The organism is Lacticaseibacillus thailandensis DSM 22698 = JCM 13996 (assembly GCF_001436135.1).
In the GTDB taxonomy this organism is placed as follows: domain Bacteria; phylum Bacillota; class Bacilli; order Lactobacillales; family Lactobacillaceae; genus Lacticaseibacillus; species Lacticaseibacillus thailandensis.
Genome location: NZ_AYZK01000003.1, coordinates 236,916 through 261,297 on the forward strand (window position 1 = coordinate 236,916; position 24,382 = coordinate 261,297).

A 24,382-nucleotide genomic window follows, 5' to 3' on the forward strand; every position below is an offset into this window, starting at 1 on the left:
GACCGCCTCCCTACGTACGGGAGCGGCTGCGGAGACCACCAATTAAGAGTGAAATGATGAAGACCACGATGATGGCCCCGATAATTGCTGGGAAAATGGCCATGTCTGCTACCCGTGGGCCCCAGTCACCAAGCAGGGCGGTACCTAACCATGCCCCTACTAGGCCCCCGATGATGTTGCCAACCCAGCCTAGCGGCATATCGCGGCCGACAATTGCTTGACCAATACAGCCAATGATGGCTCCGACAATAAGCATCCAAATGAAACTAAGCATGTTGATCATCCTTTCTTGTGTTGGTCTGTATCTCCCCTAATTCCAGCTTACCAAGGTGAACTTATCAAAAGCAACTCATAACAATAAAAATATTAATCTTGAGCATTAGCTATTCGTTAATGGTAATACGTTAACATGACACGGTTTTACGAACAAAAATAACACTGCACGTACCGACGTAAAGCGCTATCATAGAGTTGTAAGCTAATCCAAATGGGAGGCACAAGTATGGCTGACATATATCTCGCAATCGATGTGGGTGGTACGAACATTAAGTATGGGTTGATCGACCGGGCCGGTCACCTCATGGAAAAACATACGACCCCGACGCCCCGCACCAACTTTGATGAATTTACGGCGACCGTGAACCACATTGTTGATGATTACGCGCCGCGGCTCAAAGGGGTGGCAATGAGTGTACCGGGGACGGTGATTCATCCGCAGGAACAAGTGATTGGCGGCGGGATGGTGCCATTTTTGGACCAAAAGGAATTACCGCATTTCATTCACGTACCGGAAGGGGTGCCGTTTGCCGTTGAGAATGACGGCAAGTCAGCGGCCCTAGCGGAAATGTGGTTGGGCAACCTTAATGGTGTCGTTAACGGCGCGGCAATTGTACTGGGTACGGCGATCGGTGGTGGCTTGATCATCAACCGGCACCTGTACTTTGGCTCCCACTTCCAGGCGGGGGAGTTCAGCTTTATGGCGGACAACGCCAACTTCAGCGAGCAAAGCCTGCTTGGTTTTCACGCGGGCTCGGCCGTGGGGATGATTGAACGCATTTCCATGGCGATGGGGTTGCCAACGCGGACAGACGGCCGCGCCGTCTTTGACGAAATCAACTCTGGCAACGCGATTGCGTTACGTATTTTCCGGGATTTTTGCCGGCAGATTGCGATGCTGATTGTTAACGTCCAGTCGGTGGTCGATATGGAGCGTTTTGTGATTGGTGGCGGGATTTCGGCACAGCCAATCGTAGTGACGGAAATCAACGCGGCGTACCAGCAGGCACGGCGCGCGATGCCATTGCTGGACCGGACGTTGTCGCAGCCGGAGATCCTGGCGGGCAAGTTCCAAAACGATGCTAATATGTATGGTGCGTTGTACAACCTGCTGTTGAAGGTTAACGGTGAGGACACCGAAACCCAGTGGGGTGTGCAACGCGATCGGCACTAAGAATGTCGGTGTTATGGGAATCGCGTGGAACGCGATTCCTTTTTGTGTGTAAAGTGGGGCATCCCACGGTGCGCGTGGCCGGTGTGGCCGCTCAGAGGTTGCGCTCGGGTAGTGGTGCATGGAGCGGTTCACCAAGCCGTAGCGGGTCAGCGTACTCACCACTATCTAACTACCACGGGTCTTGCAACTCGTGGGGGTGGGTGGTAGAGTGGACAACAATCAAATAGCTTTTACAAATTATTTGCCTATATAATGCCATGATGTGGATGGTCAGTTTCTACCCGGACCCGTAAAGCCCGGACTATAGGTGTGAGATGCATAGCGAGTGGGATAGTGGTTGTAGTTGTAGCTACCACCAGCCCCCGCAACGGTGGTCAGGCTCATTTTTCCGTGCTGGCCAATCAAACGGCAACGCTGTGCAGCCACCTTTCTGAACTCCGGCTTTCCAGGGACCTCCTCCACACCATGGTATTTGGGTACGAGGAGGCCCCTTTTTGCGAACAGTAGCGATGGTACTGACCGGTGCGCGTGTGTTGAATGTGTATACTGGCGAATTTGAACAAACTAACTTGTGGTTGGATGACGGGCGGGTGGTTTCGCGGTTGCCACACCCTGATATGAAGGCACGGACGACCGTTGACTTAGCGGGTCAGTACGTGGTGCCCGGCATGATTGACGCGCACGTGCACATTGAAAGTGCGCTGGTGGCCCCCAGTGAAATCGGCCACATCTTGCTCCAACACGGGGTGACTACCATCGTGGCTGATCCCCACGAGCTAGCTAATGTAGCCGGTACAGCTGGCATTGAGTACATGATTAAGGATGCCCGGCAAACGCCACTGGATATTCGCTACATGCTACCGTCCTCCGTGCCCTGCGTACCGTTCGATAATAACGGTGCGACCTTGCACGCTGCCGACTTGGAACCATTGTATAAGTACCCGGAAATCAACGGGTTAGCCGAAGTGATGGACTATGGGGCCGTGGCGCGTGATGACGCTGATACCATGGCCAAAGTCCACGACGCGTATGCACATGGGCATCACGCTGATGGGCACGCGGCGGGCCTGACTCCCGAGCAGTTGGAAGTGATGCGCGCGCACGGCATGGACACGGACCACGAAAGTGCGACCGTGGCCGATGCCTTGGCCCGTGTAGATGCCGGTATGTACGTCTTTCTGCGTGAGGGCACGGTAGAACGTGATATTGCTAATACGATTGGGGCCGTGACGCCGCGTAATTACGACCGCTTTGCGTTCTGTACTGACGACAAGACGATTGGTGACCTGATTGGCGAAGGCTCCATCGACCACAACGTCCGCCTCGCCATCGAGTACGGTTTGCCGGCTGAATTGGCGTACACCATGGCGTCCAACAACGCGGCGCGTGCCCACCGGCTGACGGACCGTGGCGCCCTGGTTCCGGGACAGTTAGCTGACTTGGTAGTGGTCGATGACCTGAACAGTGTGAATATTTCCCGGGTAGGGTGTATACTGGGCGTAGTAATAAAACTGTCGTGAAGGTGGATGCGTAATGGCCTGGTATTGGTTGGCATTGATTTTAGTGGTGACAGGCATTGTTGGTGGGTTGATCAGCACCATGGCGGGGATGGCGTCATTAGTGACGTACCCGGTACTACTGTCGTTGGGGTTACCAGCCGTGGGGGCGAACGTAACCAACACCGCGGGGATGATTTTTACCGGCGTGGGAGCAGCGCTGTCCTCGCAGAAGGAACTGCGTAGTCATAAGCGGCTGACCCTGAGTGTGACCATCTGGGCGTTAATTGGGGCAATTATAGGGAGCTTTTTACTGACGGTGGCTCCGGAAAGTACCTTTGAACATATCGTGCATTTCTCATTGCGATGGCCGGGGTGCTGATGCTGGTCTCCGGTCGGAAAAAGAGACCGGCCGCAGCACGGCGACAGCCGCGGATGCAGGGACGCTTGGTGACGTTGGCCAAAAATACCGCGATTTTTTTGGTGGGCCTTTACATTGGTTATTTTGGTGCATCGGCCGGCATTATTTTGCTGGCAATTTTGTCCGTGACGCTAGACCAAACGTTTACGGTCAGTAACGCCATTAAGAATTTCACCACGTTCGTAGCCAACATTTTTTCAATCGTTATTTACGCGTTGACCACGAAGGTCTACTGGAGCATGGTGTTGCCCTTGGGCGTGGGGCTATTCATCGGCGGCTATGCGGGCCCGATTGTGGTGCGGCACGTATCCGTGAAGCTGTTGCAACGCGTCATTGCGTTTGGGGCGTTCGGACTGGCGGCGTACTTTTTCTATGACGCATATTTTAAGTAGAGAGTGGAGCACCCCGGTGAAAAAGCGAGAGCGTCAGCCCGCACCTAAACACGGAGCTATTAACAAACCCGGTGGGCAACCATTATTTGGTTGCCCACCGGGTTTGTTTACGCCTTATCTTGGTTGCGGTACCGGTGCTTCCATTAGCCAGTCACGCTGCGGGTCGTTACCGACCACGAAGGCGTGCTCGCCGACTTTGTGGAAGTGGTGCTTGGCGTAGAAGGCCTTGGCCGGCTCGTTGTGTTCCCACACGCCCAACGCGATGGTGTCCTTGTGCAGCTGCTGTGCCATGTGCACAGCGTGGTTAAACAACAGGGTGCCCAAGCCGTGACGCTTGAAGGCGGGCAGAATGTAGATGCGCTCTAATTCCAACGCATTGGTGGCCTTAACGTCGGAGGTCACCGCGTCGTCAACGTTTAGTTTGAGGTAGCCGGCGGGGGTGCCGTCGACGTTGACAAACCAAAAACTGGTGCCGGGGGTCATTAACTCGGCAGTTAATTGATCTGGAGAATACGCCGTGTCAAGGAACGCGTGCATGTCATCTGGAGCAGTATTAGCGTTGAAGGTGTTGGCAAAGGTGGTCCGGGCCATCTGGACCAGGGTGGGAATATCTGCTTTGGTAATACGTGTAATCGTGTTGGTCATTATTTATACTCCTTGTTTAGTAATTGCGGTGTCCGCCGCTTTTGACGAACTGCCAGTCCGCCGCGACGTTGGCGCTCATCTGGTTGAGTAACCGCTCAAGCTGGGCAATTTCCGTGCTATTCATCCCCCGCAACGCGGTTTGCAGCGAATACTCATTTTCGCGGTGGATCAAGTCTGCTGCCGCAGTACCAGCGGGGGTCAGAAACAGTTGACTGGCCTTGGCGTTGTGCGGGTCTGGGCGTTTGGTGACGAGGCACTGATCACATAACTTACCCACGCTGCGCGCAACCGTCGCCCGGTCGATTTTCAGTTGGTCGACCAACTGCTCCTGAATAATACCGGGGTGCTCGGCGATGCGGGCTACGTAGAGGTATTGTCCCCGGGTCAGGTTGAGGGTGCGAAATTCGATGTTGGCAATGCTGTCGAGCGCGCGGGCGATGATGCCAATCGCGCGTAATGCGTTTTCCACGTTGTCACTTCCTTTTGATTCATAATTATACACATGCGTATTGCAAATGCAATACGTTGGCGGACAATACGGTCGCATATCGGTGTATTCTCGTAGGGTTTAGCACAGAAATATAATCACATTTACCGATTCTTAGCACACGGACGGCTAAAAATGCGTGATAATATTAATAGTAAGTGGTTAGTAGCTTTTATTTCAGTTGGTAGTTGATGGGAGTGATCATCATGGCAACAAGTGTGTATGATTTTACGGTGAAAGAAATTGGCGGCGGGTCGATTCCGCTGCGGTTGTACAAGGGCCAGGTGTTGATTGTGGTGAACACTGCTAGTAAGTGCGGGTTGGCCCCCCAATTGGAACAACTTGAACGGTTGTACCAGGATTACCATGACCAGGGGTTAGCCATTATTGGTATGCCGTCGGACCAGTTTCACCAGGAACTGGCGGATGATCACGACGCGGCGGAGTACTGCCAGATGCACTACGGCGTTACTTTTCCCATCACCCAGCGGATTGCGGTGAACGGTAAGCAGACCGCACCGCTGTTTAAGTACCTCAAGGATGTATCCAAGGCGGGGATGATCAAGTGGAACTACACCAAGTTCCTGGTTGGGCGTGATGGCCAGCTGATTCATCGCTACGGGCCACTCACCCAGCCTAACGCCATGGAAAATGCCATTAAGCAGGCGCTCGCGGCACCTACCGTTATGGCTTAACCAACAGAATAACTAGAGAACGCAAAGACGCCACCGCATACGCTGCGGTGGCGTCTTTTTGACGTGTGGCTAGTAGTAACGTTAACCACCCAATTAGTTTGTGCTGACAATTGCGAACTATTCGGACCGTAGCGCGACGGCGGCATCCTTCTTAGCCGCCATCCGGGCAGGTACGTGGCCCCCGAGGATGGTCAGGATGGTGCTGATAATCACCAGGTTAACGGCGTGTACAGGGTTCAGCACGGCCACGTGGGCTAGGCTAGTGACGTTGTATAACACGCTGTTGATGGGGAACGTCAGTAGCCAGGCAACAAGGATACCGAACAGGCCGGCACCAAAACCGAGGATGAAGGTTTCGGCATCAAAGACGCGGGTAATATCCTTCTTCCGGGCCCCCAAGGCTTTGAGCACACCGATTTCCTTGGTCCGTTCGAGCACGCTAGTGTAGGTGATGATGGCAATCATAATCATCGAGGTCACCAGCGAAATACCGGCAAAGGCGACCAGCACGTACGTGATGGCGTCCATCAACCCACCGGTCATGTCAGAGACGGTCCCAGCCAGGTCGGTGTAGATGACCCGGTCAGCTTTGCTCTTACCGTGGTTGTACTTATCAAGGTAGCTGAGGACCTTATCTTTCAGCTTGAACGTGGTGGGGTAGATCTGGATGTTAGTTGGCGTCTGGGATCCGCCCAAAGTGGTGAGGACCGTTGAGCGCGTCGAGGCGTCCATGCTTTGGCTGGTGATCACGTTAGTGGCGCTAGCCTTTTGTGCCTGCACGATGTTGGAGTTACTGTTGGCATCCAGGACGTCCTTGGTTAGCGCGGAACTATAGGCCACGCCGCTGGATAGCAGCCCGTCGGAGTTCTTGGACTTCACGCGGACAATTCCGGTCACGCGCAGGGTCTTAGTGTTAGCCGCGTTGGCCATGGTCGAGTAGTCCTTACCTGGCATGAAGGTGCCCGTTGGCAGTTTGGTGTAGTAATCGTTGTTGGCAACCAACTTGATGGTGGTGCCGACCAGGCTTTGGAAGTTGTACTTCTGGCCCTCCTTAACGTCAAAGCCAAGGTTCTTCATGGCGTTGATGTTCAAGGAGTTGTCCTTGTTGACGACCAGCACAATGTCGGTCGCCTTTGTTGGGTACCGACCCGCAATGACTTTGTAGTAAGTCTTCAGGAAACTCTGGTGGCCGCTCCGGTCGATGGGGTAAACGGAGCCGCCCACGCCGGTACTGGAAGCCATCAAAGCCGCGGTGTCCACGCTACTGCTGTTATCAGGGTTGCTGGTGGAGAAGGTCACCGTCCGGTACTGGCCGTTGACTTTCCGCAATAGGTTCATCCCCGTGCCGTAAGTAATCGCAATGTTCTTGGCGTCGGCTTTGGGCATCCGCTTGACGTAATTAATGTACTTTTGCGTCAGTTTGTTCACGTGTTGTGCCTTATCGGCGTCACTCTTTTCCGCAGTCACGGTCTTGGTGTGAGCGAAGGTTTTGGTTTTAGTCCCGGTCATCATTGAGTTGGTATCGGTTCCTACCTGCGAGATGGTGACCGGCATGGAGGCCATGGCCTCACTTTGGGTTTTGGTGATTTGCTTCTGGAAACCATTGGATAGGGCCAAAACGACGGCGATCCCAATGATGCCAATACTGGATGCAAAGACGGTCAGGAACGTCCGTCCCTTTTTGGTGCGAATGTTGTCAAAGGAGAGCTTGAGGGCCGTCCAGTAACTCATCTTGGTCCGCTTGAGCTGGAACTGCTCAGCTTTGGCACCTTCAATGTGGGGGTGGGAGTCGTGCTGAATCTGGCCGTCAGCAAACTCGATAATACGGTCGGCGTACTTGTGGGCCAGGTCCGGATTGTGGGTGACCATGATGACCAGACGTTCCTTGGAAAGGTCACGAATCAGTTGCATGATCTCGTCGCTAGTCTCGGAATCCAAGGCACCAGTCGGTTCATCGGCCAACAGGATCTCGGGGTCGTTAGCAATGGCCCGCGCGATCGCGACCCGCTGCATTTGGCCTCCAGATAGCTGGGATGGCTGTTTGTGCATGTGGTCCTTGAGCCCCACGCGGATGAGTGCGTCGGTCGCGCGCTGTTCCTTCTCTTTGGCGGGCACGCCGGACAGGGTCATACCCATCTCGACGTTCTCCATGATGCTCAGGTGGCTGATCAGGTTGTAGGACTGGAAGATAAAGCCGACCGAGTTGTTACGGTAGGCGTCCCAGTCGCTATCCTTAAAGTCCTTAGTCGACCGGCCCTTGATCAGTAGGTCCCCAGAATCATAGCGGTCCAAGCCACCGATGATATTGAGCATGGTGGTCTTCCCGGAACCACTGGGCCCCAGAATGGCGACAAATTCCTGTTTACGGAAGGCCACGGACACGTCATCCTGGGCCTTGGTAATGGTATCGCCCACCTGGTAGTATTTTTTGATGTGTTTCAGTTCAAGCACGGGTGGTAACTCCTTCCCATTGAGTGGTAGTAGTGAGGCTGATGCAGGCTAATTATAAACTGTCTACTAATGAAACCAAATGTGGCTAAACAAGGCGCTCAAGCCAGCCGCACGCCCGTATTGTTCGCTGAGCGTGGGTTCGCGGTACGTTGCATCATAGAGAGCAGATAATTCATCGGGCATGGTCAGGCCACTCACGGTGTAGTTGAGCACTGTCCGCACAAGGTGAGGAGCCACACGCTCTACCGGGGTGTGGTGCTGGAGCTGCCGGAGGGCACTGTTGAGTTCAAAGGTGAGTGGCTGCTGTGACTGTACATAGGGGGTCGCCAAAGTTTTCTGGATAATGGCGGCCAGTTCGTTGCTTGTTGGGTACGCCTGTTGCTTAGCGGTGGTCATGTGCAATACCTCCATGGGGATGCGTTTAAATTAGTTTACCGCCAGTCTGGCAGTTGGCGGGGTGCGCGTCAAGAGACACGACAATATTTCCCGGGAAATATTGACCGCCAAGATTATTGGCGGTGCGAATATGGCCATTGCGATGGTCGCTATGGTTCTTTGCTAGTACAATAACAAGGATGGCGGTACCTTGAGGATGTGGGAGGCAGCAGGATGCAAATTGGCATTAGGTTAGCGACGGCGCGGAAGGCCAACGCGTTAACGCAACAGCAGGTAGCAGATCAACTTCATTTAACCCGGCAGACGGTCTCGAACTGGGAAAATGAGCGTAGCTATCCAGATGTGGCCAGCCTGATCGATTTGAGCAATTTGTATGGCCTATCCCTCGATATCTTACTCAAGGAGGATAATAAAATGACAGAGAAAGTACGTTCCGATGCAATGGCACTCAAGCAGGCACGGGCAATGTTTTGGGCATCATGGGTCATCGACGTGGCACTGGCGGTGTTGCTCATCTTGTCTGCCTTTAACACTGCTGGTTTTGAATTAGGCAGCGGGGCAACAGCGCTCACCATCTGCGTGTTGCTGGCCAACTTTGGCGTTTTGTTCCCGGCACGCAAAAATTTCCGGCGGCTGCAGGGGCATGACGAGCAAACGCAACGACACGATCAGCTCATGTACCTATTACGCATAGGTGTGGTCGGCGCCATTGTGGTGGTGCTGCTGGGCCTGGTACTGTTGAAGCATATGAGCCCGATGATGATGGTGGGCGCCGCCGTTGGCGTGACGGTAGGTTTGATTGTCGCCGTGATTGTTGGCCGCCGGACGTGGCTGCGGTAGTGAGTTGCTAGTTGGCGGTTTCGCCCTGGCAACGGTCATTATGGGGTTGTTCACCAAACTATAGTAGTCCCGGCCACTCACCGGTACACCTGCACGGTTTGGCAGCGCACTTACCTGGTTCGTTGACTTTACAACTTCTTACCAAAAGTGCATAATGACTTTTATCAGTGTAACAACGAGGAGGGGCTGACACCCAAGTGTCGGCCCCTTTAATTAGAAGTTTAGTGAGGGGTGAGTCGTAATGGACGACGAAACACGCGCCAAGGGGCCGTGGAAGAAGAATTTATACATTCTGTGGGTTTGTACCTTTGTGGCTGGGCTGGCCTTTAGTGAAATTATGCCCTTTATGTCACTGTACGTGGCCAGCATGGGGCACTACACCAAATCACAGGTGACCTTCTATAGTGGGCTAGTCTACGCGATTACCTTCCTGATCACTGCCATTGCCTCCCCCATCTGGGGTGCCTTGGCTGACCGCAAAGGGCGCAAGATCATGTTGCTCCGTGCTGGTTTAGGGACAGCGCTGTCGATGTTCCTGATGGGCCTGACCACCTCGGTTTGGCAACTGTTTGCTTGCCGGGCCCTCCAAGGCATCTTTGCCGGCTTCATTTCCAACTCGCAAGCCCTGGTGGCTTCGCAGACGCCGCGGAACCAAAGTGGCCGGGCGCTAGGCACCCTGGTGACAGGGTCCACGAGTGGCATGCTGCTGGGACCCATCGTGGGTGGGATTCTGGCTGACATCTTCTCGATTCGGAGTACGTTCTTCATTACGGCGGCCTTGCTACTCATCACCACGATTATCGCCGGTGTGTTCGTGAAGGAATTCTTCGTGCCGGTGGAGCACCCGAAGCGCGCCAAAGGGGAGAAGCGGAACTTCCTCGCCGGGTTCCCCAACCCCAAGTTAACCATCATCCTGTTATGTTCGACGATGATCGTGCAGTTGGGGAACGCGTCCATTTCACCAATCCTGAGTTTGTACGTGCGTGAGTTGATGCATTACCGGGGGCCGATCACCGTCGTGGCCGGAATCATTGCCGCGCTGCCGGGGCTGTCCAACATTATCGCCGCCCCACGGTTGGGGCGGTATGGTGACCACCACGGGACCGGGAAGGTACTGACGGCTGGCTACCTCTTTGCCGTGATCATGTACTTCCCGCAAGGCTTTGTCAGCAGCATCGTCCTTCTCGGGGTCTTGCGGCTGATGATCGGGGTGTCGGACGCGGCGTTGTTCCCGTCCATTCAGACCCTGCTCACCAAGAGTTCACCAATCACCGCCACGTCCGCCATCTTCTCTTGGAACCAATCTTTCCAGGCGTTGGGCAACATGTTTGGTGCGTTCTTGGGTGGGGCGCTGGCCGGCTTGTTCGACTACAACTCGGTCTTTATCTGCACCGCCTTTATGTTACTGTTCAACTTTATCCTGCTGTGGTTTACCGAACCAAGTTTACGGCGGGGCCAAGTGGGCTAAGCTAATACGAGCAAAAATTGTGGGGCAACTTCCTAATGGGGTTGCCCATTTTGTTTGGCTCGGTGTTGGTATGACGCGTACCAGTAGCGATGATGATGGGCAAATAGGGCTGGCGAAACCTTCTTTGCCAACAAAAACACCTGCCCGACCGTTACTATACGCGGTGCGAGCGGGTGTTTATTTGCTCTGTGATCATGGTGCCGTCGTCCTGGTGGGCTGGCCGTTAAACCGTGGCGTGAGCCCAGTACTTGGCGGCGATGCGCTGACCCTGGTCGATCTTGGCCCACTGCTGAGCGGCAGTTAGTTCGTTACCACCATCGCAGGAAGCAAAGCCGCACTGGTGAGACAGGTACAAGCGGTTCTTGCCCAAAATGGCACTTGCCTTGTCCAGCAACCGGAGAACGCGATCCTCATCGTCCAACGTGCTGGTCTTACTGGATAGAGCACCCAAGACGACCTCGACGTTGGGCCGGTCCTGCAGGGCTTTGAGGGCCTCGATACTGCCGGCACGGTCGTCGTCCCATTCCAGGAAGAAACGGTCGTAGTGCTGGTCGTGCAGGAACTTCTGCGCGATGGCGGCGTAGGAACCACCCGCAGCGTGCCGGCTGGCATAGTTGCCACGGCAGTTGTGCGTCCATACCTTCAAACCCAGTTGGTGGCCATAGTCGGTGACGGCGTTGTTGATGGCGACGAACTCGTCGGCCAGACCATCCACGCCACCTTTGCCGTCCGCGAAGAAGCTCTGTTGGTTGTCGTCAGCGAACAGCTCCCAGAGGCAGTCGTCAAACTGAATGATGGTACCACCAGCGGCTTTATACTCAGTCAGGAATTCCTTGTAGGCGTTGATCAAGCCATCCTTGAGCGCGTCCGCAGTGGGGTAAACCTGGCCCTCACCATAGAGGTGGTCAAACACGGACAGTTCGGTGAAGGCGTGGGCGGCACCCCAGACGGTGGTCTTCACGTCGTTGTCACCGGCCTGAGCCTTCAGTTCCTTGAAGATGTCGATGAAGTGGTGGTTTTTACCCGAGAGTGGCGCGGTGATGCGGATGCCGATGTCCTTGCGGGTTTCAAAGTGGCCTCCGTCATGGTCCTCGAAGGTGTAGCCGTGGTCGGTAATGTAACGTTCAACGCCGTGAAAGCCCCAAAGGAAGTCCAGGTGCCACATCGACTTGCTGTACTCGCCGTCAGTGAGGACGTCGATACCGTGTGCCTTTTCCTCAGCAATTACCTGCTTAATGGCGGCCGTTTCGGTTTCCTGGTAGCCGGGAAAATCCTGATAGAAGGGGTACTGGATATCGTCACGATGTTCGATCTGATCCTTGTAGGTAAGTAGGTTGGCTGGCCGTAATAGCGAGCCGACGATTTGAAAACGAGATTTAGTCATGTTGGTTGCCTCCGTGTTTTTTATGATTGAGACCATTCTAACCACTTTGTCCGTTGATGAGGTAATTCTTAATATCTTGGTGATATAATAGGCAACACCTATAATACGGAGGCGGGAAGATGCGGATTCAACAATTACAGTATTTAGAGAAAATTGCGGCAACGGGGTCGATCAACGAGGCGGCCAAACAACTGTACATTAGTCAGCCGTCGTTGTCGCAGGCGATGAAGGAACTGGAAAAGGAGTTTAACATCCAGTTGTTTTATCGTAGTCGCGGCGGCATTACGCTGACGGACGCCGGGCGTGAGTTCATCAACTATTCGCGTGGGGTGTTGGACCAGGTGGGGCTGCTGGAAGAACACTTTGGTCAGGGCAACGTCCGCAAGCGGGTGTTCAGCGTGTCGGCCCAACATTACGCCTTCGTGGTGCATGCCTTTGTCGACCTCGTGCGCGAAATTGGTGGGGATGCTTACCAATTCACGCTGCGGGAAACACAGACGGAGAACGTACTGAACGACGTGGCAACTTTGCGTAGCGAGTTGGGTGTGATTTATTTGAACCCGTTCAACGCAACGGTGATGCGGCGGCTGATTGCGGAGAAGGATTTGGAGTTCGTCCCGTTATTTAAGGCCCTGCCGCACGTCTTTGTGGGGCGTGATAACCCGCTGACCAAAAAGGCGCGGTTAACGCTGGACGATTTGCGTGATTACCCGTACTTATCCTACGAACAGGGGGATACCAACTCGTTTTACTTTGCCGAAGAGATTCTTAGTACGTTACCACACAAGAAGCACATTCAAATTAGCGACCGGGCGACGATCTTCAACCTGATGGTGGGGTTGAACGGGTACACTATCAGTTCGGGCATCATTTCTAGCGAGCTGAACGACGAAAAAATCGTGGCGATTCCGTTGGCTGTCGATGACTCGATGACGCTGGGGTACCTACAGCACCGGAAGATGGAGCTGAGCGATACGGCGGAACGCTACCTCGTCATGCTCAAAGACCACATCCGCGGGTACGGCTTCACGGTGTACGGGGATTGATTTGTCGGTCGAGTCCGGGGCTCGCGGTACCGGTCGTGTGGCGCCGCATTACTCGATGCATATCGCCCACATGCACCGTATTGGTCAGCAGTTAGTTGCGCCGCGTGCTATTTGCTTAACCCCCACCGTGAACAGGAGTATCGTAATGGTGACAACAAGTGGGAGGCAATGATTTTGGCACAATTGGACTTAACGAGCACCATTCAACTCAACAATGGGGTGGCTATGCCCCGCTTTGGCCTCGGCGTCTGGCAGACGGATAATACCACCGCTGCCGCATCCGTGACCGCAGCCATCAGGCATGGCTACCGCATGATTGATACCGCTAAACAGTACGGTAACGAAGCGGGCGTGGGTCGCGGCCTGGCCGCCGCTTTTGCCGATGGTTCCGTTCGGCGACAAGACGTCTTTGTGACGTCCAAAGTAATGAACGGCGATCACGGCTATGAGCGCACCCTCGCTAAATTTGAGGGGACCATGCGGCGTCTGCAACTGGATTACCTCGACCTGTACCTGATCCACTGGCCGGTGGACGGTTTGTACGTGGCAACGTGGCGGGCGCTGGAGAAACTGTACCGTGACGGCCGGGTACGGGCCATTGGCGTGTCCAACTTTGACGTCCAGCGATTACAGGTTTTGATGCGGTCAGCCACCGTTCAGCCGGCCGTGAACCAGGTCGAATTTAACCCGGTAATGCAGGAACACGAAATGCGTGATTTCGCAGCCGCGCACAACATTGTCGTCGAGGGTTGGTCGCCGCTCGGTGGTGGGCAGGCGTTGAGTAACCCCGTCGTCGGCCTGATTGCCCAGAAGCACCACAAGAGCGCGGCGCAGATTATCCTGCGTTACGACGTGCAAAGTGGCGTGGTCACGATCCCCAAGACTGTGCACGAACAGCGGATGGTAGAAAATGCCGACATTTTTGACTTTGCCCTCGACGAACAGGACATGCAGGCCATCGCCGGGTTGGATCAGAACCGTCACTCCCTGTGGTACGACGCTTTTGGGTGGTACGGTACCGACACTGACTACGGGATGGCCACGCAAAAATGGCCCGACTCGGCGCCGGACTACGATGACTAATGAATTAATTAAGCGGTGTTTACGCAACACCGCTTTTTTAGTGCTTTTTATGCCGCCCACTGCGCCAGATTTGGTGACCCCACAGGAACACAACGAGGCCCAGGGCATCCATAATGAAGAAGGCCACCTGGTCCTTCACGCCCATGGAGCTACCCAGAATTAGGCTCAGGCCTAGTAACATGCCGATGACACCCACCACGCGTCGTAATTGCATTCGCCACACTCCCTTCAAAGTGGATTATATACTGCGGGGGAGGCGTCCGCTATCGGTGATGGCGATATGCTTTGTCCGCCGAATTATTGGTATGGTAAACTATATAGCAATATAGCACCGTGATGGCAGGAATATCACGGCGTGTGTAGTGATTGGCAGGGGAGGGGCAACAATGGCTTTTATTGGGACATTAACGCTATTATTAATTACTACGTTGTTGGCGGGACACCTGGGCCAACGCGTGGGGTTACCCGCCGTAGTGCCGCAGCTACTAGTGGGGGTGGTACTGGGACCCGCCATGTTGGGTTGGGTCCACGCTGACACCAACCTGACCACCTTTGCGGACATCGGGGTCGTTATCCTGATGTTCCTTGGGGGCATGGAGAGTGATATCGACCTCCTCAAGCGGTACCTACGGCCGGCATTGATTGTTGCCTGCGCTGGGGTCATCATGCCCGTGGTGCTGGTTGGGCTGGCGAGCCGTGGGTTTGGCGTGAGCTGGACCGAGGCGGCGTTTATCGGCGTGATCTTCTCCGCAACGTCGGTCTCCATTTCGGTGGCCGTGCTTAAAGAGTTCCACTACCTCAACACGCGCGAAGGGGCCACCATCCTTGGTGCGGCCGTGGCTGATGACATTATCGGGGTCATCCTGTTGAGCGTCATGATTGCGATTCTTGGCGGTGAGGGCCTGAATACGGGGGGGCAACAAAGTAACCTAGCAATCGTCCTTGGGGAGCAGGTGGCGTTCTTCGTGTTCATCTACATCCTGATCCGGTGGTTGACACCAATGTTGTTACACTTCAGTGACCGGCTGACGATGACCAGTAGTTCGACCATCATGGCGATGGTGATCTGCCTGGGTACCGCGTGGCTGGCGGAGGAAGTGGGCCTCAGTGGCGCGGTTGGGGCCTTCTTTGCTGGAGTCGCGGTGGCGCAGACGGATTACAAAGCCGAAGCGCTATCGGACATCGAACCGCTGGGCTATGCAACGTTTATCCCGTTGTTCTTCGTGAGCGTGGGGCTGAACGTGAAGTTCGATGGCCTTAGCCGCGACTGGCTGTTCATCCTAGTGCTGAGTGTACTGGGTGTCGTGACCAAACTCTGGGGTTGTGGCCTGGGGGCCCGTCTGAGCGGATTTGAGCGGTCCAGTGCACACGTCATTGGGGCGGGGATGATCTCCCGTGGCGAGATGGGGCTCATCACTGCCCAGATTGGTTATGCAGCGCACCTGCTGCGGCCTGATTTTTATTCGTCGATTATTTTGGCCATCATCGTGGTGACCATCGTTGCACCGTTCATGTTGAAATTTAGTATTGCCCGGGCGAACCGGGCGGCGACGACCCACTAACTGTGGGCACGTAGCCTATGCTAGCCGTCGACCAGTGTGGTCGGCGGCTTTTTGCTGGCCATGAGAATTACTGGCGAATTGTGTGAGAGCAAAATGGCAATTTATCTTGATTTTGTTTAATAAAAGTCTCATACTAATGCCAACGCACTTTGATGATCACTCAGTTACTTTAATTGCATCGCGTTCATTTGGGAGCGCGCAGGGGGTAAGCTTATGCATTATACGGTTCTTGGTGCCGGCGCCATGGGGTTACGGTATGGGGTCTTGTTACAAGAGGTTGCGGGGATGAAGGTCGACTTTGTCGATAACTGGGACCCTGAAGTAGACACGATTCACTCGCAGGGTGGGGTGTTTGTGTCCCGTGATGGTGAGGATAAGCACCTCGTGCCAATCAATATTTACCGGCCGGAGGAGTACACCGGTGACCCCGACGCTTACATTATTTTCTGCAAGCAAATGGGATTGCAGAAAATGTTGACGGAGTGTGCGCACTTTTTCAAGCCGCACCAGTACGCCATTACTTGTATGAACGGTATGGGTCACATTGAAAAGATCAACCAGTACTTCCCCCAGGAGCACGTTCTGGGTGGGACTGCACTGATTGCGACGGTCCTGAATGGTCCCGGCGACGTTGACTTTATTGGTCGGCCCGGCGCTGGTACCATGAACATCTGCCCGCAAACAGAAGTGGCGGACGACTTTACCCACCAAGTGGTCACGGACTTTCAGGCGGCGCACCTCAACCCGAACTTGACGGACAACTTTGTGGGCACGTTAATGGCCAAAGTTACGTTTAACTCGGTGGTCAATACGCTATGTACGATGTTTGAGATCACCATGGGGGAATTCATCGCGTCACCGGTGGCGGAAAAACTGTCCCGACAGTTAATTGACGAAGCTTACAGTGCCTGTGAGGCGGCTGGAATTCAACTGCTGAATACTCGTGAGGAGGAATGGCAGAGCGTGGTGCACGTTAGTCGGGACGCCAACCCATTGCACTACCCGTCGATGTATCAGGACATGTCGAAGAACCGGCCCACTGAGGTCGATTATATCAACGGCTACATCTATGAGGTGGGGCATGCCCACGGCTTTGAAGCTACGACGCATAATTTTCTGCGCAACTTGGTCCACCTGGCTGAGTTTGGCAAAACTTTTGATATGGATGCGTTCCGCGCTGCCGTTTTGGCACGGTAACATCCCGATAGTACGACAAAGCCCTACCGTAAGTGCCTACGGTAGGGCTTTTAGCTGTGGTTATTCATCTTCCTTAAACTGGGCAATCAGCGGCTGGAGGGTAATGACGCGCGCCAGGCTGGTGGCGGGGTCCCGGCAGTCATTTTGGGTCCACTCGCGCAGAATCATGGCGATGGACGCTTCAAAGGTGGAGAGCATGTAGTCCAGTTCCAGGACGGATAGTTCTGGGTGGCGCTGATGGTACGGCTCGATGAGCGCCTCGTGCAGACGTTCATACAGGGGCTCATCGTGACCGAACGGTAACGTGTTGAGGTGGGCAAAGTAGACGCGGTAGAACGCCTCGTCCGCTTTGATCATCGCTAAGAAGTGCATGGCGGCGTCTTCGAGGCTGCTGGCGAGGTAAAACTTCCCGGTTTCGGGGTAGAAAAAGGTCAGTAACAGGTTGTAGGCACTGTCGCCGGTTTCGTCCACGACGGTGTAGATGCTGTCGTAGTGTTCATAGAACGTCGACCGGTTGATGCCCACCAGTTGGCAGACTTCGTTGACGGTAATCTTGTTGATGGGTTTTTGTGACCACAGGGAAAAGACGGCTTGTGCGATGCGCTGATGCGTACGTTCCCAGTTGCGGTTATGGTTGGCCAAGGTAAATTTCCTCCGTGGTTTCAGGGTAGGGTGCAATTGTTCATCATTATATATGTTGTGTTGTCATATCAGGATATTACGGGTACGCCTATACCAAAATATAAGAACTATTGATAGTGGCTGTCTGGTCGGTGGCTACGTGCCGGGGACTAGGTGGTGTGCGTGCGGCTATGAGCATACCCAAGCCCACCCGTATTGTACAAAATGGGATAACGGTTGGTCACCAGACAATTAGCGCGGAAAAGTCGAGTTTTACCGGGTGACTGGGTGCGCTGTGGGGGCAGGTCAAGGCCAAACGTTAAGTTGACGGTCGTCAGCCCGTGCCGGCCGTATTGCGGCGTGCTGGCGTGGTTGGTGACATGAATAGTTGCACGTGGCAATTAGATGAGCAAGATCGGTACTGCATGATAAATGCGTGGGCGGCGGCTAACCATTTGGTGGCCAAAATAACATGGACCTATCAAAAACGGCTGCAAACGGCACTACGAGTGGTGGGCGCGTGCACCGAGAAAGTTAAGTTAGTTTTGGGAGTGGGTGGTCGCTAAGCGTGTGGGTCACGGTCCGCGTTAACATGAGGGTAACCTGTGTGCCACGTACCGGTCGTTGCGTTATGCGCAGCGGCGTAGATGGATTAAAATAGAGCGTAGACACACAAAGCCGTTGAAAGCCAAAGTAAGGGGTTGTTGAAGTGATATTTTTCATTAACAGTATTATGCAGGCTAACAAGTCAGGGATCGAGTTTGCACAACTCAAACGCATTGAGTTGTTTAATGATCACCATGAGGACTACCGGCTGATCGTGCGGGACTGGGACCCCAAGTTGCACCCGGTCACGCGGGCGGCGGGAGTGCCCGACGACAAGCTAATTAATATGTTTGAATACTTTCAAGACGCCATGACGCTGCCAGACCACCCAGTACACTTAGCGGACCTTGATTTTGGCGTGGGGGGTACCCACGCGACGGAGGAAGCCACTCGCTTTTTGGTGTATAACGCGCAGAACCAGCTGGTAGCGCGGGTCAACTTCACCGGCGACGACCAGGTGGTGACATCCACCGAGCTGTTCGACGGCTTTGGCAACTTGTACCGCGTGGATTATTACGACACGCGGGGGTTCCGTACGCTGGAACAGTGGTACACGCCTGACAACAAAATTGGTACCGAGGCTTGGCTGGATGTGCACGGGCTGCCCGTGGTAGAAAAGTTCTACCGCCCGGACAATACGGGCGAACTGACCGCGACCGGCTGGCGCCTGACGGACCGCAACGACGGCAAAGTGTACATGTTCGATACGGTCGAGGAATTGACGTTGCAGTTTCTCAATGACCTGAATGCTGAGTACTGGTCCCAGGAGCACCCCAACATCTTTGTGTTGGACCGCGGACACGTGGCGGACTGGGGCCTGTTGCACCTCGACCGGCCAGCGTACACCGTTAATCATCTGCACAACGCCCACGCGAGCGGCCAGGATCCGATGGCGCCCATCGTTAACAACAACTACGAGTTCACCCTCAATGCCATTAACGGCTACGACGCCATCGTTTCGTCGACGCACAAGCAAAGCGCCGACGTCGAACGGCGCTACCACCCGACGGCTAAGCTCTTTACGATCCCGGTGGGCGTGGTACCCGACCGCCTGTTACAGGCTCCACGTATTCCGGTGAGCGAACGCACCTTTGGTAAAATGGTCGTCTTTGCCCGCATTGCGCCAGAAAAGCAACTGGATCAGCTGACCAAGGCGTTCGCACAGATCCACGCGGCGGTACCAGCAGCAACGCTGGACCTGTACGGTTATGCTGATAACAACAATAATTACGCAGCTAAGCGGGCGGTGCAGCGCGTGATCGACGCCAACCACCTCGGAGATGCCGTAACGTTCAAGGGGTACACGACTGACGTCGATACGGCCGAGAACGATGCCATGTTGTATGGGTTAACGTCCAACATGGAGGGCTTTAACCTCGCCATCATGGAAGCCATCGCCCACGGGTTGATTCCCATCACCTATGACGTCAATTACGGACCAAACGAGATTACCCAGGACCACGTAAATGGGCGGGTGGTGCCATACGGTGACATCGATGCCTTTGCCCAGGCCGCCATCGAAATTCTGCAGGATCCCGACCTCGCGCAGCGCTACAGCACCGCGGCGTACGCTTCAGCTGAGCGGTACTCCGAGGCGAATGTCTGGCAGGCCTGGCGGGCGCTACTTGACGACGCCGACCAGCTGTGGCCGGCTAAGTTGGCGGCGGCGCGGCTCGACGGAACGGCAGCAAAGGGGGACAAGTAGATGTATTACTTCATAACGGAAAATGTTTTCGGCTTGAATTCGGGGACGGAACACGCAGCGGCCCGGCGCACCAACCTGTTCAACGCTGAGGGCGAGCGGGCCTACTACGTTTCGCGTAACTACAACCGGTTCCTCAGCCGGGATTTAGCGAACATTGGCCTGAACCCCCAGGAATCGATCAACATGTACGACTTTTTTCAGGACACTCTGGACGTGCCACGGCGGGAGCAAAATCTCCGCCTGTTGCCGGAGGTTCCGCTGAATAAGTACCACGTGGATGGTGTGAGTGCCAACTATTCGGTGATCAAGCATGCAGGCCGGGAAGTCGGCCGCATTAACGTTTTACCCGCCACGGTGGGTTTGACGATGGACGTGGAGAGCCGCGACCTGCGCGGCAACATCGTCGCCCGGGAGAACTGGGACTGGCGTGGATTTAAGTCCTCGCAAGATCACTTCCACCCGGACGGGAGTGTGGCCTCGCGCACTTACTTTAACCGGCAGGGTCGTCCCGTTTTGGAAGAGGTCTGGATGAACGTCAACGGGCAGTTGGCTCCCTCGATGTGGGAACTGTTGAACTATCGTGGGCACAATTACCGCTTCAATACGGAGGACCAGTTGTTCCTGTTCTTCCTGAACGAGCTGATTAGCAAAGATGACCAGGCAATCTTGATCAGTGACCGCCACACTCTGGATTACGTCGTGGCTGACGTGCAGGGGGCCAAGGCCAAGTGGGGTTACTTGCACGGGGTGCATACCGATAAGCCTGCGACCCCGGGACGCGGACACATCCTCAACGTGTACCGCACCCTGTTGCAAGACCGCGCGGATGCATTTGATGGGGTCTTTGTGGCCACTCCCGAGCAACAGCACGAGTTGCAGCAACGGTTCCCCGACATGACGGTGCGGGTGGCACCCGATACCACCGTGCCTACGACGTATGACCACCAGGCGGGCGCACAGCCAACGGTTATCTTTGTTGGCCGGTTTGGGCCGGATAAGCGCCCCGAACAAGCCATCCAGATGATGGCCCAGGTGGTCCAACGCGTGCCCAACGCGCAACTGCACCTTTATGGTTACGCACCGGATGACGCCACGCTGGCCAACCTCAACCGCCAGATCAACAAGTTGGGGTTGAAGGACCACGTAATTGTCGGCGCCTACCTGAGCCAACGAGACCTGGCCCACGTGTACGCTACGGCCGACGTGATCGTGCAAACTTCCAGCTCCGAGAGTTTCGGCATGAACCTGGTCGAAGCGATGAGTTACGGGGTGCCGGTGGTCACTTATAACGTGCCGTACGGGGCGGCTAACCTGGTGCGGAACGGGGATAACGGTTACGTCGTGCCTGATAATGCCACCAAGCAGATGGCGGCCAAAGTATCCAAGTTGCTGACGGACAAACGTGACTGGTCTGCCAAGAGTGCCGCGGCTTTGGCGTGGGCCCGGGAGTTTACGTACGGGCCCGTGATGATCAAGTGGTTGAAGGCATTACGCCAATAAATGGCAGGTGGAATATTACACAGAGTGTAGCGTCCGCAAACTAAAACGTGGGCCAGCAACGATCCTTAGTTAGGGATTGTTGCTGGCCCACGTTTGTATATCGAGGCATAACCGTTGTCCAGTCCGCCTCATTTTGTGCAATTCTATTTTGCGGGTGGTTACAGCTTGATTTGCCGTCCCAAAATGGCCAATTCCATACGCATAATTGCGCGGCGGGTGAAGAAGCCATCACGGAGGGCCCACTTGACGGTTTCAACGTGTTGCAGAATATCATCGATTTCCGCCTGCGACAAGGCGGCGAGGGCGTCGTCCAGTTCATCGAGGGATTCAATGGTGATACCCAGGTGGTTTTTGACGACGAACGGCGCCATGCCGGCGTCTTTCCACAAGACGACCGGTAAGCCGTTGGCCAGGTACATCGAGACTTTGTGTGGATTATTAAATCGGGTGTAGTCCTTGTACTGACCACCATTCGGGATGTTGCTATCCCAAGCCAGCCCGAAGCGGTAGGGGATGATGTAACCTAACTCTTCCGGCTTCACTTCGCCGCGAAAATCAATTTGTGGATCCAGCTGCATGGTTTCGTTGCGGCCAAAGGCGACGAGGTTTGTTTGGTATGGCCAGTGTTCTAGGTAACGTGACTTATCAAGGGAACCGGCCAGTACCAGCGATTTCTCCAGGTGCTTATCAGCCTGGGTGTAACGGTTCTTGGTGTTTACACTCAGATAATCAAAGGCATAGTTGGCAAACATTGGTGCAGTGACGCCCTTATCTGCCAAGGCGTTAGTCATGTTGTCATTATGTGTAATGATGGCACTGGCTCGGTTGAAGAATGCCACCTCATCGTAAGGAACGTAGCCACGTAGGCATTCGGCGTCGTGAATTTGGATGACCACGTGGACGCCCCGGTCTACGAGGTGGGACATAAACTGTTCATCAAACTTGAACCCGTCGTTAGTGGGGTACTGAAAGATGACTAGGTCACCGCTGACGACGGGCGCGGTGATGCCGTCAATACGGGAGTACAATTGATCGTCCGTATCGGCCTCCACATCGTAACGAAAGATAGAAAGAGTTTGGTAGCCCATCCGCTGGGCAATATCATTAATATCGTTTTTTGCCTTGAAAACAGAATTAACCGTAGTGGGTTGAATCATATTTGTAATCCAGCGATGCATGAGGAATCCTCCTAAAAATTACCGAAGCCGTGTTTTCCGCTCAGAGGCCTAGCCAATAAGGCGAACAAGTAGTTATAATAATGGTATTATACACCAGGACAATCTGCTGGACTGCTGTAATTTTTGGGTGGTCACGGTGGCACAAGACTTTAATGCAGTCAGAACACACGTGGTTGAGGCCGGTTATGAGTATAGATAAATTAGCGTGGACGGATTACCTAGAAAATCATTATTTTATTTTTGGGCAGCAGGGTCGGGTACCGTACACTACCGCCATGGAGTTTGGTAGTGATGGCACGGTGAAGAATTACCCCGCTTTCAACGAGAGCCGCTGGCAGCTCAACGACGACGAGCTCGTGTTGCTGGATGGTAATGGTGGACCGACTACCACGTTCCCACTACCGGCTACTCCGCAGGCAGTCGCCTCCCAAGGGCTGGTGGGGCATTACCTCAAAGATGATCAGGTTGTACATACATTGCGGGCACGCGATGGGTCGGGCTTTGCGCCGGAACTAGTGGACCTAATTGTTCACCGGGTGCAGGACCAGGTACACCACGATGTGCGGACGACGGCCGAAAATGCAGCCCGAATGGTACCCAAACACCAACGCATCCGTGTGGCCTTCCTTCTCCAAAGTATGGAGACCTTACCCGCGCTGGAACCATTAATTACGCTGGTACATGGTGATGACCGTTTTGAAATGAAGCTGTTGGTGACCAACAAAATGTTCGATTACGTCGAGTCACAAAACACCCTGCCTGAAGTGGCAGCCTATTTTAGTCAGCGTGGGTACGCCTTTATTGAAGTTACTGGTGACGGAACGGAGGCCGTTGCGGGGTTGCACCGCTGGCAGGCAGACTTTATTGTGCGTCAGTCTGAGTGGGACGCAGATTACTTGCCCGCACTAAGCGCTGAACACCTCGACTGGTCGCGGCTCATCCACGTACCGTATACCATTACTGAATCTGCGCTTAATCTTCCTAATTCTGACCACCAATCGTTACTGGTAAATCCGTATTACGAGCACGTTTGGCGGTACTTTACCCCGGAGCCTCTGAGTGCGGAGCAGTTGCACGCAATCGGTGGTTCGTTCGTTGCCAGGGACATTTTTCAGTATGTCGGCTCAATGAAGGCCCAGGTAATTCGCCAGGCCCGGCCGCAGTGGCCCGATGACCGCGCTGGTAAGCGGGTGGTGTGGATGGCCCACCACAGTATTTTTGATGCGTGGTTTAACTTTGGCACCTTTCCACGTATTTACAAGCAGATGTTGCAGTGGACGCGGGACCATGGCGATGTGAACGTGGTGTTTAATCCCCACCCACTGTTACGGGAGAACCTGCGTAATGACCAGTACCCGGGGCTACCGATGGCTGCGTACGAACAGTTTTTGCGTGACTTTACGGCGCTCCCAAACGGTAATGTGGTGGAGCATCAAAGTCAGTATGGCTTCACCGCCGCGGCGGACGTCATCTTAACGGACGGTATTTCCTCGCTATACGAGATGCAGGTCCAACGCAAGCCGATAGTAGCCCTCCTGCGCCCTGACCACGCAGAGTTTACGCAGGTGGGACAACGGTTGATGCGCGGAGTGCACGCTACTAGCGATGTGGTTGCCGCTCAACAAATGGTTTTACGTTTGCTGAACCACCCGGACGAACTGCGGCCACAACAAAAGGCCAACACAAAGCAGTGGCTACAGAATGAACATCCTGAGCGTGCAATCGTGCAGGCCATGATTGACGAAATGTCGTAATAAAT

The 24,382-nt window shown here is 54.5% G+C and carries 21 protein-coding genes, 1 pseudogene and 1 riboswitch; of the genes and pseudogenes, 13 read left to right on the plus strand and 9 right to left on the minus strand.

Translation table 11 applies throughout. The features are described from left to right. Positions 1 to 10: 10 nt before the first annotated feature. Positions 11 to 274 (minus strand): GlsB/YeaQ/YmgE family stress response membrane protein, encoded by a 264-nt coding sequence (locus tag FD19_RS06415; protein WP_054750521.1) that lies wholly within the window; start codon positions 272 to 274, stop codon positions 11 to 13. Positions 275 to 502: 228 nt separating this feature from the next. Here FD19_RS06415 and FD19_RS06420 point away from each other — a divergent pair, with 228 nt between their 5' ends. The 3 genes and pseudogenes from FD19_RS06420 to FD19_RS06430 all read left to right on the plus strand — a co-directional run bounded on the left by FD19_RS06420 (position 503) and on the right by FD19_RS06430 (position 3,759). Then, positions 503 to 1,450, plus strand: a complete 948-nt coding sequence (locus FD19_RS06420; protein ID WP_054750493.1) for an ROK family protein — start codon at positions 503 to 505, stop codon at positions 1,448 to 1,450. Positions 1,451 to 1,675: 225 nt separating this feature from the next. Then, positions 1,676 to 1,774, plus strand: a riboswitch (purine riboswitch). 170 nt (positions 1,775 to 1,944) lie between these two features. Then, on the plus strand, positions 1,945 to 2,970 hold the full coding sequence (locus FD19_RS06425) for an amidohydrolase family protein (RefSeq protein ID WP_235804143.1): 1,026 nt from the start codon (positions 1,945 to 1,947) through the stop codon (positions 2,968 to 2,970). 13 nt (positions 2,971 to 2,983) lie between these two features. After that, positions 2,984 to 3,759 (plus strand): annotated as a pseudogene (locus FD19_RS06430) (sulfite exporter TauE/SafE family protein). Between the two features lie 114 nt (positions 3,760 to 3,873). On the opposite strand, the gene FD19_RS06435 reads toward FD19_RS06430, so the two are convergent. Further along, the gene (locus tag FD19_RS06435; RefSeq protein ID WP_054750494.1) at positions 3,874 to 4,404 is read right to left on the minus strand and encodes a GNAT family N-acetyltransferase; all 531 of its coding nucleotides are present in this window, start codon (positions 4,402 to 4,404) and stop codon (positions 3,874 to 3,876) included. Positions 4,405 to 4,420: 16 nt separating this feature from the next. Then, positions 4,421 to 4,873 (minus strand): MarR family winged helix-turn-helix transcriptional regulator, encoded by a 453-nt coding sequence (locus FD19_RS06440; RefSeq protein ID WP_054750495.1) that lies wholly within the window; start codon positions 4,871 to 4,873, stop codon positions 4,421 to 4,423. A 224-nt stretch (positions 4,874 to 5,097) separates the two neighbouring features. Here FD19_RS06440 and FD19_RS06445 point away from each other — a divergent pair, with 224 nt between their 5' ends. After that, entirely contained in the window at positions 5,098 to 5,586 is a 489-nt protein-coding gene (locus tag FD19_RS06445; RefSeq protein ID WP_054750496.1) for a glutathione peroxidase, read from the plus strand. A 117-nt stretch (positions 5,587 to 5,703) separates the two neighbouring features. On the opposite strand, the gene FD19_RS06450 is transcribed toward FD19_RS06445, so the two are convergent. Further along, positions 5,704 to 8,037 (minus strand): ABC transporter ATP-binding protein/permease, encoded by a 2,334-nt coding sequence (locus tag FD19_RS06450; RefSeq protein WP_056969391.1) that lies wholly within the window; start codon positions 8,035 to 8,037, stop codon positions 5,704 to 5,706. A gap of 66 nt (positions 8,038 to 8,103) precedes the next feature. Continuing rightward, on the minus strand, positions 8,104 to 8,433 hold the full coding sequence (locus FD19_RS06455; RefSeq protein WP_054750497.1) for a hypothetical protein: 330 nt from the start codon (positions 8,431 to 8,433) through the stop codon (positions 8,104 to 8,106). A 213-nt stretch (positions 8,434 to 8,646) separates the two neighbouring features. On the opposite strand from FD19_RS06455, the gene FD19_RS06460 reads away from it, so the two are divergent. Both FD19_RS06460 and FD19_RS06465 read left to right on the plus strand, forming a co-directional pair. Beyond that, the gene (locus tag FD19_RS06460) at positions 8,647 to 9,273 is read left to right on the plus strand and encodes a helix-turn-helix domain-containing protein (RefSeq protein WP_054750498.1); all 627 of its coding nucleotides are present in this window, start codon (positions 8,647 to 8,649) and stop codon (positions 9,271 to 9,273) included. A gap of 241 nt (positions 9,274 to 9,514) precedes the next feature. After that, the gene (locus FD19_RS06465) at positions 9,515 to 10,741 is read left to right on the plus strand and encodes an MFS transporter (protein WP_056969392.1); all 1,227 of its coding nucleotides are present in this window, start codon (positions 9,515 to 9,517) and stop codon (positions 10,739 to 10,741) included. Positions 10,742 to 10,964: 223 nt separating this feature from the next. Here the strand turns inward: FD19_RS06465 and FD19_RS06470 are convergent, their stop codons facing one another. Further along, positions 10,965 to 12,125: a cobalamin-independent methionine synthase II family protein gene (locus tag FD19_RS06470; RefSeq protein ID WP_056969394.1), complete on the minus strand. Its 1,161-nt coding sequence runs from the start codon at positions 12,123 to 12,125 to the stop codon at positions 10,965 to 10,967. Positions 12,126 to 12,244: 119 nt separating this feature from the next. Here FD19_RS06470 and FD19_RS06475 point away from each other — a divergent pair, with 119 nt between their 5' ends. Both FD19_RS06475 and FD19_RS06480 read left to right on the plus strand, forming a co-directional pair. Further along, on the plus strand, positions 12,245 to 13,171 hold the full coding sequence (locus tag FD19_RS06475; RefSeq protein ID WP_056969396.1) for a LysR family transcriptional regulator: 927 nt from the start codon (positions 12,245 to 12,247) through the stop codon (positions 13,169 to 13,171). 174 nt (positions 13,172 to 13,345) lie between these two features. Continuing rightward, the gene (locus FD19_RS06480) at positions 13,346 to 14,254 is read left to right on the plus strand and encodes an aldo/keto reductase (RefSeq protein ID WP_275453051.1); all 909 of its coding nucleotides are present in this window, start codon (positions 13,346 to 13,348) and stop codon (positions 14,252 to 14,254) included. Positions 14,255 to 14,291: 37 nt separating this feature from the next. Here the strand turns inward: FD19_RS06480 and FD19_RS09730 are convergent, their stop codons facing one another. Next, positions 14,292 to 14,468 carry a hypothetical protein gene (locus FD19_RS09730; protein WP_156321890.1) on the minus strand — a complete coding sequence of 59 codons (177 nt, stop codon included), beginning with the start codon at positions 14,466 to 14,468 and terminating at the stop codon, positions 14,292 to 14,294. 172 nt (positions 14,469 to 14,640) lie between these two features. On the opposite strand from FD19_RS09730, the gene FD19_RS06485 reads away from it, so the two are divergent. After that, positions 14,641 to 15,816 (plus strand): cation:proton antiporter, encoded by a 1,176-nt coding sequence (locus FD19_RS06485; protein WP_056969400.1) that lies wholly within the window; start codon positions 14,641 to 14,643, stop codon positions 15,814 to 15,816. Between the two features lie 213 nt (positions 15,817 to 16,029). Continuing rightward, a complete protein-coding gene (locus FD19_RS06490; protein WP_054750499.1) occupies positions 16,030 to 17,013 on the plus strand; it encodes a ketopantoate reductase family protein in 984 nt (327 codons plus the stop codon). A gap of 60 nt (positions 17,014 to 17,073) precedes the next feature. Here the strand turns inward: FD19_RS06490 and FD19_RS06495 are convergent, their stop codons facing one another. Then, on the minus strand, positions 17,074 to 17,655 hold the full coding sequence (locus FD19_RS06495) for a TetR/AcrR family transcriptional regulator (protein WP_056969402.1): 582 nt from the start codon (positions 17,653 to 17,655) through the stop codon (positions 17,074 to 17,076). 688 nt (positions 17,656 to 18,343) lie between these two features. Between FD19_RS06495 and FD19_RS06500 the strand changes: the two genes are divergently transcribed. Further along, positions 18,344 to 19,945 carry a glycosyltransferase family 4 protein gene (locus FD19_RS06500; RefSeq protein ID WP_056969404.1) on the plus strand — a complete coding sequence of 534 codons (1,602 nt, stop codon included), beginning with the start codon at positions 18,344 to 18,346 and terminating at the stop codon, positions 19,943 to 19,945. Further along, positions 19,946 to 21,445 (plus strand): glycosyltransferase, encoded by a 1,500-nt coding sequence (locus tag FD19_RS06505; RefSeq protein WP_056969406.1) that lies wholly within the window; start codon positions 19,946 to 19,948, stop codon positions 21,443 to 21,445. A 158-nt stretch (positions 21,446 to 21,603) separates the two neighbouring features. On the opposite strand, the gene FD19_RS06510 is transcribed toward FD19_RS06505, so the two are convergent. Continuing rightward, positions 21,604 to 22,623, minus strand: coding sequence for a glycosyltransferase (locus FD19_RS06510; protein ID WP_056969408.1), 1,020 nt, complete (start codon positions 22,621 to 22,623; stop codon positions 21,604 to 21,606). Between the two features lie 185 nt (positions 22,624 to 22,808). Between FD19_RS06510 and FD19_RS06515 the strand changes: the two genes are divergently transcribed. Continuing rightward, positions 22,809 to 24,377 carry a hypothetical protein gene (locus tag FD19_RS06515; RefSeq protein WP_056969410.1) on the plus strand — a complete coding sequence of 523 codons (1,569 nt, stop codon included), beginning with the start codon at positions 22,809 to 22,811 and terminating at the stop codon, positions 24,375 to 24,377. The last annotated feature ends 5 nt before the right edge of the window (positions 24,378 to 24,382 follow it).